The 14,796-nt window shown below is 63.7% G+C and carries 14 protein-coding genes; 10 read left to right on the top strand and 4 right to left on the bottom strand.

What is annotated here, in order from left to right:
* Nucleotides 1–115: 115 nt before the first annotated feature.
* From B071_RS0101615 to B071_RS20020, 4 genes are all read right to left on the bottom strand, one after another.
* On the bottom strand, nt 116–3,184 hold the full coding sequence (locus B071_RS0101615; protein ID WP_245534037.1) for an efflux RND transporter permease subunit: 3,069 nt from the start codon (nt 3,182–3,184) through the stop codon (nt 116–118).
* Between the two features lie 2 nt (nt 3,185–3,186).
* Nucleotides 3,187–4,317: an efflux RND transporter periplasmic adaptor subunit gene (locus B071_RS0101620; RefSeq protein WP_018525357.1), complete on the bottom strand. Its 1,131-nt coding sequence runs from the start codon at nt 4,315–4,317 to the stop codon at nt 3,187–3,189.
* On the bottom strand, nt 4,314–6,728 hold the full coding sequence (locus B071_RS20150; protein WP_094354929.1) for a TolC family protein: 2,415 nt from the start codon (nt 6,726–6,728) through the stop codon (nt 4,314–4,316). The genes B071_RS0101620 and B071_RS20150 overlap by 4 nt, the downstream gene beginning before the upstream one ends.
* Nucleotides 6,729–6,952: 224 nt before the next feature.
* The gene (locus B071_RS20020; RefSeq protein WP_018525359.1) at nt 6,953–7,882 is read right to left on the bottom strand and encodes a helix-turn-helix transcriptional regulator; all 930 of its coding nucleotides are present in this window, start codon (nt 7,880–7,882) and stop codon (nt 6,953–6,955) included.
* A gap of 153 nt (nt 7,883–8,035) precedes the next feature.
* On the opposite strand from B071_RS20020, the gene B071_RS0101635 reads away from it, so the two are divergent.
* The 10 genes from B071_RS0101635 (at nt 8,036) to B071_RS15290 (ending at nt 14,790) form a co-directional block, all read left to right on the top strand.
* Entirely contained in the window at nt 8,036–10,264 is a 2,229-nt protein-coding gene (locus B071_RS0101635) for an ATP-dependent helicase (RefSeq protein ID WP_018525360.1), read from the top strand.
* Complete coding sequence (locus B071_RS0101640; protein WP_018525361.1) at nt 10,261–10,941, top strand: hypothetical protein; 681 nt, start codon at nt 10,261–10,263, stop codon at nt 10,939–10,941. The genes B071_RS0101635 and B071_RS0101640 overlap by 4 nt, the downstream gene beginning before the upstream one ends.
* Nucleotides 10,922–11,224, top strand: a complete 303-nt coding sequence (locus B071_RS0101645) for a hypothetical protein (RefSeq protein ID WP_018525362.1) — start codon at nt 10,922–10,924, stop codon at nt 11,222–11,224. The genes B071_RS0101640 and B071_RS0101645 overlap by 20 nt, the downstream gene beginning before the upstream one ends.
* 27 nt (nt 11,225–11,251) lie before the next feature.
* Nucleotides 11,252–11,533: a hypothetical protein gene (locus tag B071_RS0101650; protein ID WP_018525363.1), complete on the top strand. Its 282-nt coding sequence runs from the start codon at nt 11,252–11,254 to the stop codon at nt 11,531–11,533.
* Nucleotides 11,534–11,621: 88 nt separating this feature from the next.
* On the top strand, nt 11,622–12,068 hold the full coding sequence (gene rplM / locus B071_RS0101655) for a 50S ribosomal protein L13 (RefSeq protein ID WP_026244897.1): 447 nt from the start codon (nt 11,622–11,624) through the stop codon (nt 12,066–12,068).
* A gap of 4 nt (nt 12,069–12,072) precedes the next feature.
* The gene (gene rpsI, locus B071_RS0101660; RefSeq protein WP_018525365.1) at nt 12,073–12,459 is read left to right on the top strand and encodes a 30S ribosomal protein S9; all 387 of its coding nucleotides are present in this window, start codon (nt 12,073–12,075) and stop codon (nt 12,457–12,459) included.
* A 142-nt stretch (nt 12,460–12,601) separates the two neighbouring features.
* Nucleotides 12,602–13,180, top strand: a complete 579-nt coding sequence (locus B071_RS18105; RefSeq protein WP_018525366.1) for a regulatory protein RecX — start codon at nt 12,602–12,604, stop codon at nt 13,178–13,180.
* 60 nt (nt 13,181–13,240) lie between these two features.
* The gene (locus B071_RS0101670) at nt 13,241–13,861 is read left to right on the top strand and encodes a response regulator (protein ID WP_018525367.1); all 621 of its coding nucleotides are present in this window, start codon (nt 13,241–13,243) and stop codon (nt 13,859–13,861) included.
* Nucleotides 13,862–14,006: 145 nt separating this feature from the next.
* On the top strand, nt 14,007–14,306 hold the full coding sequence (locus B071_RS0101680) for an acylphosphatase (protein WP_018525369.1): 300 nt from the start codon (nt 14,007–14,009) through the stop codon (nt 14,304–14,306).
* Nucleotides 14,299–14,790 (top strand): peptidase S1, encoded by a 492-nt coding sequence (locus B071_RS15290; RefSeq protein WP_146049458.1) that lies wholly within the window; start codon nt 14,299–14,301, stop codon nt 14,788–14,790. The genes B071_RS0101680 and B071_RS15290 overlap by 8 nt, the downstream gene beginning before the upstream one ends.
* Nucleotides 14,791–14,796 lie beyond the last annotated feature (6 nt).

Here is a 14,796-nt window from a genome sequence, read left to right on the forward strand (position 1 = left end):
TCGATAAGCAGAGGCCCCCGTCATGCCGAGGCCTCCAAAAAGAAGGTCCGGTANACAGTGCCCCCGGGGGCAGCGCCCCGGGTAATNCCCGAGACACTGCCCGACGGGTGCTCAATCAGGCCCGTTTCTTCTTGCCCGGCAGGGGAGGGATATCCACCTTGAAGAGCAGCGAGTACATGGCCGGTACGAATCCCAGGGTGAGAATCGTCGAGAAAATCAATCCGAAGATAATGGCAATGGTCATGCTCTCCCAGAGGGGGCTCCCGCCGAACCACAGGGGCAGAAGCCCGAAGATTGTGGTGAGCGTGGTGAGCAGGATCGGCCTGATACGCCGCTGCGAGGCCGTGACGATCGCCTGGTAAGGTTCCAGCCCGTTCTCGTCGATCTCGATCTTGATCCTGTCCAGCAGAACCACGGCGTTCTTGATCACGATTCCTGCCAGGGAGATGACCCCCAGAAGCGTCATGACCCCGAAGATCGACCTGGTCACGATCAACCCGAAGACAACCCCGATCAGACCGAAGGGAATCGTCAGCAGGATGATGAAGGTCTTCCGCAGGGAGTTGAACTGAAGGATCAGCAGCAGGAGCATGATCAGCGCCGATATAATGAGCTTGTCGAAGATAGCCTTGTTCGCCTCGGTGGTGGCGTCGGCCTCACCGGCGATCTCGTAGTGGTATCCTCCTGCCCAGCGCGTGCTCTCCTCAGCCAGCCACTCATCCAGATCGTTGGCGATCGCGATGGCGTTGAACCCTTCGTAGGCATCGGCCTGGATCGTCACCGTTCTGGCCAGATCCCGCCGCATGATCCGCGAGGGGGTCCATTCCAGGTTCAGGTTGGCGATCTGCTGGAGCGGTACGGACCTGCCCGTGGTGCTCGAATAGACCGAGACAGTTTCCAGCTTGGACACGTGTCCCTCGGGAGCCAGGTTCGAGCGGAGTGTAATGGGAATTACCTCGTCGGCACCGCGATATTCCGAGACCTGAAGGCCCGTGAGNGCCGTCTGGAGCGAGACAGCCACTTCCTGNCTCGTTATTCCCGCAGCCTTGGCCCGGGCCTCGTCGATGTCCACCGCGAGCTGCTTTGTCCAGGGGCCCCAGTCGTCGCGCACCCCATAGATGCCCTCGATAGAGCGCATGCGGTCGCGGACCCGGTCGGCGTATTCGAAGATACGGTCCGGATCAGAGCCCGAGACCCGAACCTCCACGGCCGCGTCCACGGGTGGCCCCTGTACCAGGGGTCTGGCNCGCACNCGCACCTCGGGATGATGCTTCTCCAGGTAGGCGTTGGTCTGGTCGATCACCTCGGGGATATNTCGNTGGTGGGTCAGGTTTACCACCATCACGGCGTACTCCGACCGGGGCGGTTCCGGAGTAAAGGGGAGGTAAAAGCGCGGCGCGTCGCCGCCGATGTAGCTGTGCCAGCTTTTAACCGAATCCTGCAGGGGACCGCCGTAGAAGGCTTCTATCTCTTCCACCAGATCGCGGGTCCGTTCGAGCCGCGTCCCTGCGGCGTATTCCATTTCCACGGTGATCACCGCCCGGTCGTTGTTGGGGAAGAACTGCCGCTCCACCAGTCTGAAGGCGTAGAAGGACCCCACGAGACTCACCGTGAGAATCACGATGATCATCACCCGGTGGTGCAGGAAGAAATGAAGCACCCCTGCGTACCACCGCTGAAAGGGGGTATCGAACTCNTCGGCGCCGCCCTCGGGCTGGGCCTTGAGGTACCGCGCCGCCATCATGGGGGTCATGGTGAGGGCGAAGACCCAGGAGAGGAGAAGGGTGATTGTGACTCCCCAGAAGACGGGGCTCGCGTACTCGCTCAGGGAGTGTTCTGCCAGAAGGGCCGGCAGAAAGGCGGCACAGACGATGAGGGAGCTGATCAGGAGGGGCGATCCCAGCTCCTTGGCNGAGCGGATCGCTGCATCCCGGGGCGAGAGCCCTCCCGCAGAGAGAACCATGGTGGATTCGGCGATAACGATGGAGTTGTCCACCAGCATTCCCAGGGCGATGATCAGCGATGCCAGCGAGACCTGGTCGATCCCGATTCCGAAGAGGAGAAAGACAAAGAAGGTGGTGAGCATGGTCACCGGCACCAGGGAGGTTACCACCATGCCCATGCGGAAGCCGATGCTGATCAGCATAACCGCCATGATCGTTACCATGGCCTGGATGAGGTTGATGCCGAAGTTGTTCACCCGGTCCCGGACGTGATCGGCCTGGATCGCCACGAAATCGAGGTTGATTCCCAAAGGCAGTTCCTGCTGGTACCGGGCTACCACCTTCTTCACGTCGTCGCCCAGAATGTTGATGTTCCCCCCGTCGCGGAGGCTGATCCCCACGGCCACGGCGGGTTTCCCCGTGGTGTGCACGTGGGTCTGGGCCGGTTCCCGGTATCCCATGTGAACGTGGGCGATATCCTGAAGAAACACCACTTCTCCCCGGGCGGGCAGGGGAATAAGNAGGTTTTTAAGTTCCTCCAGGGATTCAAAGTTCCCCGTGGGGCCCAGGATAATCCGCTCCCACTCCGTGAAGACCTCTCCCCCCGGCAGGACGATGTTCTGGGCGCGGATGAGTTCCCGCAACTGGTAGGGGGTAATGCCGAGCTCTGCCAGGCGCTCGTCGGAGTAATCCACGTAGACGCGGCGGTCCTGGACGCCGTGAAGGCTCACCGAGGCCACCTGGTCGGTGGCGATCACCCGTTCCCGGAGTTCCTTGGCGATCTCCTCCAGCTCCTCGTANCTCACGCCCTCGCCGCTGACGGTGACGATCGTNCCGAAGACATCGCCGAAGCGGTCGTTTACGATGGGGCCGATGATCTGCTCGGGCAGGGATCGCCGGGTATTCTCCACGGAGATTCGCACCTCGTCCCAGATCGGCGGCATGTCGGTATACCGTTCCGATACGTCTATGTAGATGATGGAGACACCCGTGCGTGACTGGGAACGGACCCGCTCGACCTCGGGAATTTCCTGGATCGATTCTTCCAGGGGCTTCGATATGAGTTGCTCGATCCGCTGGGGGCTGGCCCCGGGGTAATAGGTGACCACCACGGCGGTGCGCACGGTGAAGCCCGGGTCCTCCGCCTTGGGCGACTGGATGTAGGCGATTACCCCTGCTACAGAGAGGCAGAGGAGAATCGCCACGGTAAAGCGGTTCTTCTCAAAGGAAAGTCTGGTCATGTTCACCGGGTGCCTCCCTCCATCTCGGGCAGGATACGTACCAGCATCCCGTCGGAGATATGGTTCAGTCCCAGGGTTACCACGCGCTGACCCGATTCGACTCCCTCCAGAATTTCAACCTCGTCCTGCAGGAGCCGGCCGATAGCGATGGAGACGCGTTTCAGCCGCGCCAGGTCTGCCCCGTGCTCGTCCTTCTCGTCCACCGGTTCGATCACGTAGAGGAAATGNCCGTCCCGGTCCTGGGCAACGGCAGAGCTGGGAACGCGCACGGCAGCGCCTTCCCACTGGGCTGCCCGGGGAAACTGCACGCGCGAGACCATGCCCGCCCGCATCCACTCCGGGGCCTGGTGGAGCCGCACCGTGACGGGGAAGGTTCCCGCTCCGGCTGCAGCGCCTCCGCCCACGCCCGATACGGTGCCCGTGAGGACCTCGCCCGGCTGGGCCGAGACGACTACCTCGGCGGGGTTGCCCGTCTCGATGGTGGCCACCACCGAATCGGGTACCGAGAGGGTTACTTCCCAGCGGTCCTGGGAGACGATCAGCACGATGGGGTGGCCCACGGCGATATTCTCACCCGCGTTGGCTACCCGGGCCGAGACACGGCCGCTGAAGGGCGAGGTTACCCGGGCGTAGCTGAGCTGCAGGTCGGCCAGTTCGAGCTGCCGCTGGGCACCGTTTACCGCTGCTTCGGCCGATTCCGCCGAGGCCCGGGCCGCGTCGTAGTCCTGACGGCTGGCCAGTTCCTGCTGGTAGAGGTTCCGTACCCGGTTATAGGTTGCCCGGGCCGCCGATGCCTGGGCCTGGGCCCCGGCGAGCTGGGTCGCCGCAGCATCGCGCTGAAGCTGGAGCGGTTCAGGGTCGATCCGGGCGATCAGGTCGCCCACCTGGACGTCGTCTCCCACATCCACCAGGATCTCCTGGATCATGCCTGCCACCTTGGGGCTCACCCGGGCCTCGCTGCCCGAGCGGGTGCGCCCCACAAAACTNCGTGCCAGGGTTTCCTGGGCATCCGCTGCGTACTGCCACCGCACGGGCCGGGGCGTCTCGGTGATATCGTTGCCGTTTCCGCTGCACCCCGCCAGGGCCAGAGCCAGGGGCACTGCGAATACAGTGAGGAGGGAAAACTTCTTCATCGGGTTTCTCCTTGTGAAATGGTTTCAAACAGGGTTCTGATCTCGGCTTCTCGGGCCGGAAGGTGTATCGCATCGGTCGCACCCAGCGCTCGCAGAAGGCGGGTAAACTCCCGAAGGTATTCGTAGGTTGCGTCCTGTACCAGCTGGCCCGCCGCGCTGGCCCGATTCTGGGTGTCCACCAGTTCTGCTGCCGAGGCAACGCCGGCGTCGTAGGCGCGGGTCGCCAGGGTGAGGGCTTCAGCTGCCGCCTCGTTGGCTTCCCGGGCGTGGAGCATCGATTCGGCCACGGCGATGGTCCGCACGAAGGCCGAACGGAGGCGCTGTTCGATCTGGCGGCTCACCGATTCGGTCTCCTTCACCAGCTCCTCCAGCTCGGCGTCTGTTTTGGCCAGGCTGGCCCGTCTCTGGCCTCCCGAATAGAGGGGCAGCGATGCCTGGATCCCGATGGACCAGGAGGTGTCGCCGGGCATGTCGAGGCTGTTTATCAGTGCGGCTGCTGCGGGGTTTGATGGCGTGCTGGGATCTTTCCCGCCCGACCAGTACTCGTGTTCCACCTGGCCCACCATGGCCACCGTGGGGGACCAGAAGGAGCGGCTTCGCATCTGCCGTTCCCGTGTCCTGGCGGCGATCGCCTGGTTCAGGGCCTGGACCTCGCTGGATGAGTCAAAGGCAAACCTCACCAGTTCCTCCTCCAGTCGCTGGAGCGCGCCCAGATCGGTCACCTCAAAGAAGAGGCTTCCCGTGGGGAGCACCTCCAGCGGGTCTTCCAGGCCCCGTTCCCGGGGGTGGAGGTCCATCCGCTGGTGCTGGTTCAGCAGGCGGTTCAGCTGCATCTGGGCCTGCTGTTCCAGGGCGAGGGCATCGGTGAGCTTCCGCCGGGCCAGGGCCAGCTCGCTGCGGAAGCGGTAGACGTCGTCGGGGCCCGCTGCGCCCACCTGGCGGCGGGTCTGGGCCCGGTCCAGGTGAAACTGGAGCTGATCCACGTCGTTCTGGTGAAGTTCCACCAGGGCCTGGGTTCGCAGGAGGTCAAAGTAGGCCAGGGAGACCGCTTCGGCCGTGTCCTGGCGAAACCGTTCGTACTGGAAGTCCTGGCTCGAGGAGATCAACTCCTGGATCCGCAGGTTTGCCCAGGCTGGCTCGCTCCAGAGAACCTGCTGAAACGAGAGCGCTCCCACAGCAGAAAACTGGTCGGGAAAGAAGAGGCTCTCTGCCCGGTCCTCGTCGAGGATGCGGAAGGTGGTAGAGGCGTTCACCTGGGGCAGCAGGTTGGATCGGGCCCCGGCGATACCGGCGTCGCCCGCAGCGAGCCCCGCCTTCCGGGCTGCCAGATCCAGGTTGTGGGTGAGGGCGGTCTCCACCGCCTCCTGGAGGTTGATCCCCTCGAAACGCTCTTCCTTCCGGACAAACCGGGCCTGAAGCAGGGCTTCCCGCCGGGGAGAGACCCCGGCCTGGCGCAGGGCCTCCCGGTCCAGAAGCAGCATCCCCCGGGCGCGCAGGCTCTGAACCCGCCCCAGGCTCGCGCCCTGGTTGATCACCTCCCGGTATTCCGTGGCTGCCCTGGTGGCGGCGATATCCTGGACGTACTCGCGCAGGACCCCCACGGTCGCTGTCTCGTGGGGGCTTCTGCCCAGAGCGGCAAAGGTGGGGATTCCCCGGGTGTGGAGGGTTCCCATAAGCGCCCGGGCCTCTTCTTCCGGAGCGTGGGGAAGGGGCAGCACATAGGCGGCGCTCCCGGGGGGCAGGAGGACCTGGTCCGGGTCAATGTGTGTTTCGATCGGGACAATCTCCGCCGAGGGATGGTCCAGACCCTGGAGCGTCTCCGAGAGATCATCCAGGAGCACCATATAGGGAGCGGGTACCAGAATGGAGACGTGCTCCACCGGAAAGAGCCGGGCGATGCGGGCCACATCCTCCTGGACACGAAGGGGCAGTTCCACCGCGACAATCCCCGGGGGGATCGCCGTGTAATCGGCCTGGCCCGAGCCTCGTACCGCCTGGGGAAGCACAAAGGGAGCCACCACCGGCACCTGCCGGGGAGAGGCGTTGTCCAGGGTGATCGCGGCTTCCCCGGCCAGGACACCCAGAACAATGACGATATCCAGATCCTCCGGGGCCTGGCTCAGGGTGGTGATCGCCCGGGCTGCACCCGCGACGGTCCAGTCTCCCTCGATGCGGTGATCGGGAGAGACCGTTACGGGACGGCGCAGGGCCGCAGAGAAGGCTTTGGTGAAGCGCCGCTCAAGATCGTCGTTCTCCTCCCAGGGGCCGTCGAAGACCACCCCGGCCCGGATCGTCTCGGGCAGAGCCTCGGCCGCCTGTGCAGAGAGGCTCTCACCCGCAGCGAAAAACCCCGCCGCCAGGATCAGGGCCACACCCCACAGGCGGGGCGTACGTACTAGGTTCCATTTCATCCTGCTACTCCTTCATAACTCGCTTTAGCAGCGTGATTACCAGTGTGAGACGTAAAGATAGCCCCCCGAAGGGGTCGCTTCTATCGGCAGATCTACGTATTTTCTCCGGAATTCAATATACGTAAAACTACGGAGTTATTCAAAAGACCCGGAGAATGCCCGGCAAACACCCGGAAGGGGGGGCAACGCCGTGCCCGGGCGGGGTGGGGGATCCTGCCCCCGGATCAGGAAGGACGCGAGAGGAGCCGGAAGAGTTCGTAGCGGGAGCTGACCCCGCATTTCCGGAAGGTGTTCGCCACGTGGGTATCCACGGTCCGGACGGCGATCCCCAGCTCCCCGGCGATGGCGGCGTTGGTCTTGCCCTCAAAGAGATGTTCCAGAATCTCCCGCTCCCGTTTTGTCAGACCGAAGGTATCCACAAAGGTTTGGGTGGGCTTGATCCGGGAATGGGCGGCGCTCTCTTCCCGGAGCGTGCGGATGACTGCGGTCAGGAGGAGAACGTTGGCCCCTATGTAGCCCACCACAAAGATCAGGTCTGCCCGCAGAACCCGTACCTCGGGAAAGGCCACGCTGGCGATGAGCCAGTTGGGGATGTGGGCCATCGCCAGGAAGGCAAAGGCCGCCCCGAACCCCCGGAAGAACTGCTGCCAGGGTGATTCGGGCAACCGTCCCGCGCAGGAAAAGGCTCCCAGCGCCACCAGAACAGCGAAGACCGCCAGGGTCATGTGGAGAAAAAAAGATGCCCAGAGCTGTATCCCCGGCACACTCAGGGCCAGGGGGGACCATTGGAGAAGCGTCACAAAGAACCAGAGACCCGTCACGACCAGGGCGGTGGCCCGCATCACCCGCACCCTGCGCCGCACCCCGGGCCAGCGGAGAAAGCGTATTACAAAGCGGATCTGGGCCGCCAGGGTGACCGTAGCGGCAAGGCCAAAGAGGAGATCGCTCAGAACCGTGGGGATTCGCTCGACCACAGCCTGGTAGGAGCCGGAAAAGGAGACGGCCGTGATGAGAAAGTAGCCGGCCAGGATATTGCGGGTATACTTTCCCTCGGACTGGGGTGTCACCTGCCCCAGGATGACCACCGTGAGGAGGAGCCCAAAGCCGGCCAGGAGTGCGGCCAGGTTGAGGAAAAACCATATCTCGTTAAGCACGGGGGGTGCCTCTGCGCCGTTGCTCTCGGGTCATCCCCCAAAGATAACACATCGAAAGGTCGCGCACAAAGGCTCCCTGGCCCGGCCTGGGCCGTCCCGGCCCGTTCGACGCGCTCGACGAGGCCCGGTCCCTCCGGTATGATGGAGACGATGATGGACCATAACACACCAGGGCTGACCGCACCGCTCCAGCGGGCCCTGGCAGGACTCAACCCGGGGCAGCGCGAAGCGGTACTCCACCAGTCCTCGCCGCTCCTGATCCTGGCGGGTGCAGGCAGCGGAAAGACCCGGGTAATCACCGTAAAAATCGCCTACCAGATCGAGGCCCTGGGCTACGATCCCCGCTCGATCCTGGCGGTGACCTTTACCAACAAGGCCGCAGGAGAGATGCGCGAGCGCGCGGCCGGTCTTGCCCGGGGCGCCGGAGAGGCCATGATCCGTACCTTCCACAGCTTTGGTGCCTGGATGCTGCGGCGGAACGCCGATGCCGCAGGGTTGCCCCGGGGCTTCTCAATTTACGACGACGCCGATGCGGTCTCGCTTCTCCATTCCCTGTATCCCGAACGGAAACGGCAGGATCTCGCCCGTTACAGCCAGGCCATCAGCCGGGCCAAGGACTACTGCCTCACCCCCGGGGACGATCTCTCCCGGATCAGCGAGGCCCCCGAGTTGCCCCAGGTCTACGCGGCCTACCAGAAGCGCCTCGAAGAGATCGGAAACGTGGATTTCGGCGATCTGATCATGCGCCCCGTACAGCTCCTGGAATCGGATCCGGCCGTGGCGGGCCGCCTGCAGGGGCGGTTTCGCTCGATCCTGGTGGACGAGTACCAGGACTCCAACGTGGCCCAGTACCGGCTTCTGCGTGCCCTCTGCGATCGCACCACCTTCGTCTGCGTGGTGGGGGACGACGACCAGTCGATCTACCGGTTCCGCGGGGCCGAGGTTCAGAACATTCTCTCCTTTCCCGAGATCTTCCCCGGCACCAGGGTGGTAAAACTGGAGCAGAACTACCGCTCCACAGCCCCGATCCTGGANCTGGCCGGTGCCGTGGTGGCCCGCAACGAGGGCCGGCTGGGGAAGGANCTCTTCACGGAACGGCCCGGGGGAACCCTGCCCCGGATCGTTCTCCTGGGTGACCAGGATGAGGAAGTGGCCCGGGTGATCCAGGAGGTCCGGACCGACCGGCGGGAGAACCGGCCCGGGATTACGGCCGTGCTCTACCGCACCAACGCCCAGTCCCGTCCCTTCGAGACGGCCCTGCTCCGCGAAGGAATCCCCTACCGGATCGTGGGAAGCCTCCGGTTTTACGACCGGGAAGAGGTGAAGGACGCCGTGGCCTTCCTCCGCTTCCTGGCGAACCCCCGCGACGAGGTGGGGTTCCGCCGGATCGTGAACAAGCCTGCCCGGGGAATCGGGGCAAAAACGGTGGAGCGCTTGCTGCTGCACCGGGCTGCCGCCGGGGGCGATCTTCGGCGGGCCTGCGAGTACGGGCTGGGCGAGATCAGCCGGAAGGCAGCAGCCTCGCTGAAGGAGTTCCTCCAGGTCTTCGACGACCTCGACAGCGCACTCCCCGAGGACNCCCGGGACCAGGATGCTGCCCGGGACCAGGACACTGCCCGAAGCCGGNGTGTTCCGCCCGAAGANGAAAAAACCCTGGCCGCCCTGGTGGAGCAGCTTCTGGACCGGAGCGGGCTGAGCCGATACCACCAGGAGCAGGACGAGGTCGCGGGAAGCCAGAAACTCCAGAACCTGGAGGAGCTTGTCAACGCGGCAGCCCTCTACCCCCCCTCGCGGGAGGGCCTCGTGGAGTTTCTCGAGGCGATCGAGCTCGACAGCTCCCGTGATCAGGGCTCGGCCGAGGATGCCCGGGTGGTGCTGATCACCATGCACAACACCAAGGGGCTCGAGTTCGAGCGGGTGATCATCACGGGCCTGGAAGAGGGGCTCTTCCCCCGCAAGGACGATCCCCGGGAACTGGAAGAGGAGCGTCGTCTCTTTTACGTGGCCATCACGCGGGCCCACCAGGAGGTGACCCTCACAAGCTGCCGCAGGCGCCGTCTTCACGGCCGGTTTCTGGACCTCATGCCCTCCAGGTTTCTGGGTGAGATCCCCCCGGAGCTGGTCCAGGTCGAATCTCCTCACGGTGAGGGTGCTCTGCAGGGGGGGCGGAGCAGCGGCGCTGGCCAGGCCTGGCAACGGGGTACAGCGGTTTATCACGACGACTACGGTTCCGGTGTGGTTCTGCGGGTCAGGGAGGCCGGGGCCGAATGGTGCGTGGAGGTCCGTTTCGAGACGGGCATGACCGGCCAGTTCTTTCCCGCCTACGACAGCTCCCTGGAGCGGATCTCCGGCGGGGAAGACTCCGGGGGAGCGTTCTGGTGACCCCCGGCGAGGGGCTTCTGCCCCGGGGGTGTCGGGTCCGCCGGGCCCGGGGGTGGCGCCTCTACGATCAGGGAGGCACGCGCTACGTCGATTTCTGGCAGGCCGGGGGGAGCGCCTTCCTCGGCCACCGTCCGGGATCGCTCGCCAGAACTGTGGCCGCCGAGATCGACCGGGGTCTCTGGGCCCCTCTGCCGACGCCCTGGAAGGGCCGACTGGAACGATCCCTGGTGCGGCTGGCCGACAGGGCGGGGTGCCGGGAGCTGCACGTGCCCGGGGAGGGGCTGGCCAGAAGCCTCCCCCGCTGGTATCCTCTCTCGGAGGAAGACCCTCCTGCCGAGGCACTGGTGATCCTGCCCTTTCCTGCAGCCCGGGAGGGCTCGTCGTCGCTGCTCCAGGCCGGGCTCGCCGTGGCAGCGGAGCTGCTGTGGCAGTATCTGGATTCTCCCGAGGCCCGGGAACGGCTCGATCTGGCCCGATCCCTGCCGGTCCCCCCGGGGTGGCGGCGGGACGGGGTCTACTGGATTCCGCTTCCCGGAGCGAGCCTTCCCCGGCAGGAGGCCCTGGGGCGGCAGATTGTGCTGCCCCCCCAGGCGGGGGAGCGCCTGATCTGTCCCGGTGAGTTGAGCCGGCGTGAACGAAAGAACTGGGAGGACCTCTGTGCTTGCTGGACCGGGTGAACTCAGCGTCCTGGTGACGGATCTCGCGCTGACGGGGGTAGGAGCCTTTCTGGCGATCATGCTCTGGTCCATGACGAGGGAACCGGCCTGGATGCTGGTTATTATCGGAATTATCCTTCGTTGGGGGGATCTGGTCTTCCAAACACTGGACAGATTTGGTATCATCGGCGTCGTCGATCTGCGGGTGCTGAACCTGCCCCTGTTCTGGGTTGTGTTGCGCGCCGTCCCGCTCGTGTTCATCATCGCCGGGATCGTTTCAATGATAAAGCAGTTGCAGGAATAGGCAATCCATGTTTTGGGAGGTAAGCACGTGGGTGCAGTAGCGTTTGGAGTAGCTCTGGTTCTGTTTGCGGTGTATGCGGTGCTCCCGGCATCGGTGCCCTTCGCCGTACTCAACTGGGGGGAACAGGTTCTGGCTGTCCTGGCAGGGGGAGTGCCGATCCTGGCGTTGTTTATTGGGCTTATCGCGGTTATGATTGGAATCGCCGATATCAAAGACAAGAAAGAAGCAGAAAAGGAAGAAGCGGAAGAAGCTCGTGCGGCCGCCCGGGAGAACTCCCGGACATCCGCTCCCGAAACGGATAAATCCTGAGGGAGCAGATTGTTCCTGTCGCGTGCCGGTTGACAAGAACCGGGGCATATGGCAGGGTGTGGGTCCAGTTTTTTCCCGAGTTGAGAACATGAAAACGATATTTGTCAAACCGACCGATACAGAACGAAAGTGGTACGTAATCGATGCAGCAGACCAGCGTCTGGGGCGTGTCGCCGTGGAGGCAGCCCGGCTGCTCCGGGGCAAGCACAAGCCTGAGTTTGCTCCCCACCAGGAAATTGGTGATTACGTGGTTATTGTCAACGCGGACAAGGTGACCGTCACGGGACGGAAGGCTACCCAGAAGATGTACTACCGCCATAGCGGGTACCTGGGGTCTCTGCGTTCCGAGTCCTTCCAGAAAATGCTCAAGCGTCGTCCTGAGTATCCCCTGGAACACGCAGTTCGGGGCATGTTGCCCAAGAACCGCCTGGGCCGCAAGCTTTTTACCAACCTCAAGGTGTACGCCGGGGCAGAACACCCCCACACCGCCCAGCAGCCGGAGGTCTACACGATCCCTCCGGTAAAGGAGTCGTGATCGCATGGAGCAGTATGTAGGAACAGGACGCCGGAAAACCTCGGTTGCCCGNGTATACTTGCGCCCCGGATCGGGGAAGGTCACGGTGAACGGCCGTGAAGCAGCTGAGTACTTTCACCGGTCCGAAAACATGGTGGTATTCAGGCAGCCCCTGGCAGTGACCGAGAAGGAAGGTGCCTTTGATCTGCTGGTGACGGTCCGCGGTGGCGGCGAGAGCGGTCAGGCTGGGGCAATCCGGCACGGCCTTGCCCGCGCCCTGGTCAAGTACGACGAGAACCTGTTGCCCACCCTTCGGGCCAATGGTTTCATGACCCGCGATTCCCGCATGGTGGAGCGGAAAAAGTACGGACAACGCGGTGCGCGCCGTCGCTTCCAGTTCTCCAAGCGGTAAACACTACCCGCCGGACACTCCGGCTGTTATCAAAGGAATACGCCCGCACGCGAAAGTCGCTGCGGGCGTTTCCGTTTTTGCTGCTCCCTCTGAAATCCCTTCTGCTCCTGATTGCGCGCCCCCCGAGGACGCTTCCCCTGATATGCTCCCGGAAGAGAGNTTTGCCGGTGCAGGGCGGGGCCAAAGTCGGCTGATCCGCTTCGACATAGCCCGGNAGGTCCTCTCCCGGGTGGACCCGCTGGAGGAGGGGGCTCTCGTCACGATCGGCTTCCTGCAGGACCTGGTTCGTGCGAGCGGGTTCCTCTTTGCCCCCGCGCTCGCCCTGGNTTTCCTGGCACGCCGCGATCATAGCCAGGCAGAATTGCGACGCAAGCTCCTGGCCCGGGGATTCAGCCGGGAGGCCGTGGAAGAAACCCTCCGGCATGTCAGGGATGCCTCCTGGCAGAGCGATCTCCGTTTTGCCCGCTCCTGGATCCGTTCCCGCATGAGCGGGCGGGGAACCAGCAGAAACGCCCTGCTCGCGGGCCTTGCCTCGCGTGGGGTGGACCGGAAAACAGCCGCGCGTGCCCTGGAGGAGCACGAGGAGGAGGATCCCGGGTGCTTTGAACGGTCCCTTCAGATGATATATGATCGGCTTGCAGGTCAAAAGAGGGAAACTATCATTCGAAAGCTCCTCAGAAAAGGATTCGAGGTCGTGGAGATCAATAAAATTGTTCGTTGACATTATTGAGTTTTTTATATTATCATAGTAGGACGATCAGATAGAAAGAGGAAATAACGTATGGCACGAACAAACAAGAAAGAACGTGTATTTTCGGCGCACGAGGTGGCGAACATATGCGGCGTGGTCAACCAGACGGCAATCAACTGGATCGACAAGGGACACCTCGAGGCCTACACAACTCCCGGTGGCCAGTATCGCGTCTACGCTGATGTTCTGGCAAAGTTTCTCCAGAAGCAGGGTATGCGCCTCCCCGACGAGCTCAAGCAAATCCTGGCCGAGCAGGCCCGGATAGAGCAGGTTCTTATTGTCGACGATGATAACGATTTCAACGATCTGGTGAAGCAGTTTCTGGACAAGCGTTACCCCGACTACAAGGTCAACCAGGCCTTCGACGGCTACGANGCGGGCAAGGCGATCTCGGAGTTCAAGCCCGACGTGGTNCTCCTGGATATCAACCTTCCCGGTGTGGACGGCTTCAAGCTCTGCCGNCAGATCAAGTCCGACGACAATCTNTCCAGACCCATCGTGATCACCATCACCGGCATGGCCGATGAGGGTACCCGCGAGCAGGCCCTCGAGGCTGGCGCCGACGCCTTCCTGCAGAAGCCCATCGATGTAGAGTCCCTTCCTGCGCTGATCGAGGAACTGGCCGAGAACCGGGCCACCCGCCGGTCCTAGGTGGTTGACCCGTGGGGGANAANGTGCCGGTTCTGCTGGTAGAAGAGGACGACGCCCTCCGNCTGGGTCTTCGTGATTATCTCCAGCAGCGGGGCTGCGTTGTTCTGGACGCCTCCGACGGTGTGGGTGATCCCGGGGGGGGNCTGTGAGCGGGGAATCCCCGCGTCTCGAGGCNTTCGAGGCGCTCCTTCGNGGGCGTGTGCAGGGNGTGGGGTTTCGCTACTCCACGCACCGGGTGGCGGTACGTCACGGTCTCACGGGCTGGGTCATGAACAATCCCGATGGCTCCGTTCAGGTCTACGCCGAGGGTTCTCCCGAGGCGCTGAAGGNGCTGGAGGATTTCCTCAGCCAGGGGCCTCCCTCGGGGGTCGTTACCTCGCTGTCGATCCTCTCCCGGCCTCCTGCCACGGGGAGGTTCTCCTCCTTTTCCATTCGTCATGGCTAGGATCGGCGCGGCCAGGATCGGCAGGGCAAAACTATCTCTTGCCCTGCTGCTGATGCTTTTGGGGGTGCCCCCGGGTTACGCCCAGGACTGGCAGCTCGCCCCTTCCTACGGGGATCGCCAGCTCCTGTCGGGGTTTCTTCCCGATCCCCAGCGCGTGGGGATCGTCGCCGGAGGGGATCAGGATCTCTCCCGGGTGGGGTATCGGGGCTTTATCTCCCAGGCTCCCGATTTTGATCTCTGGTACAGGGCCGGCGACGAGGGGCTCACCATAACGGTGGAGCGCGCCTCGGGGGGAACGGTGCTCCTGGTGAACGACCCCCGGGGGCGGTGGCATTTCAGCGACGGCTACGGGGGCGGGCCTCCCCTGATCCGCTTCGAGAGCCCCTCGGAGGGGCTCTACAACATCTGGGTTGGCTCCCTCCGACGGGGCGTCTACCCCACGGCCACGCTGGTGCTCACCGCCTTCTATCCCTATCCCCCGTGAGCGGGC

The organism is Alkalispirochaeta alkalica DSM 8900 (assembly GCF_000373545.1).
Taxonomy (GTDB): domain Bacteria; phylum Spirochaetota; class Spirochaetia; order DSM-27196; family Alkalispirochaetaceae; genus Alkalispirochaeta; species Alkalispirochaeta alkalica.

Coding starts and splice junctions, on each gene's coding strand:
- B071_RS20150 (WP_094354929.1), bottom strand. CDS start 6,728: ATGAAATGGAACCTAGTACGTACGCCCCGCCTGTGGGGTGTGGCCCTG.
- rplM (WP_026244897.1), top strand. CDS start 11,622: ATGAAAACGATATTTGTCAAACCGACCGATACAGAACGAAAGTGGTAC.
- B071_RS15290 (WP_146049458.1), top strand. CDS start 14,299: ATGGCTAGGATCGGCGCGGCCAGGATCGGCAGGGCAAAACTATCTCTT.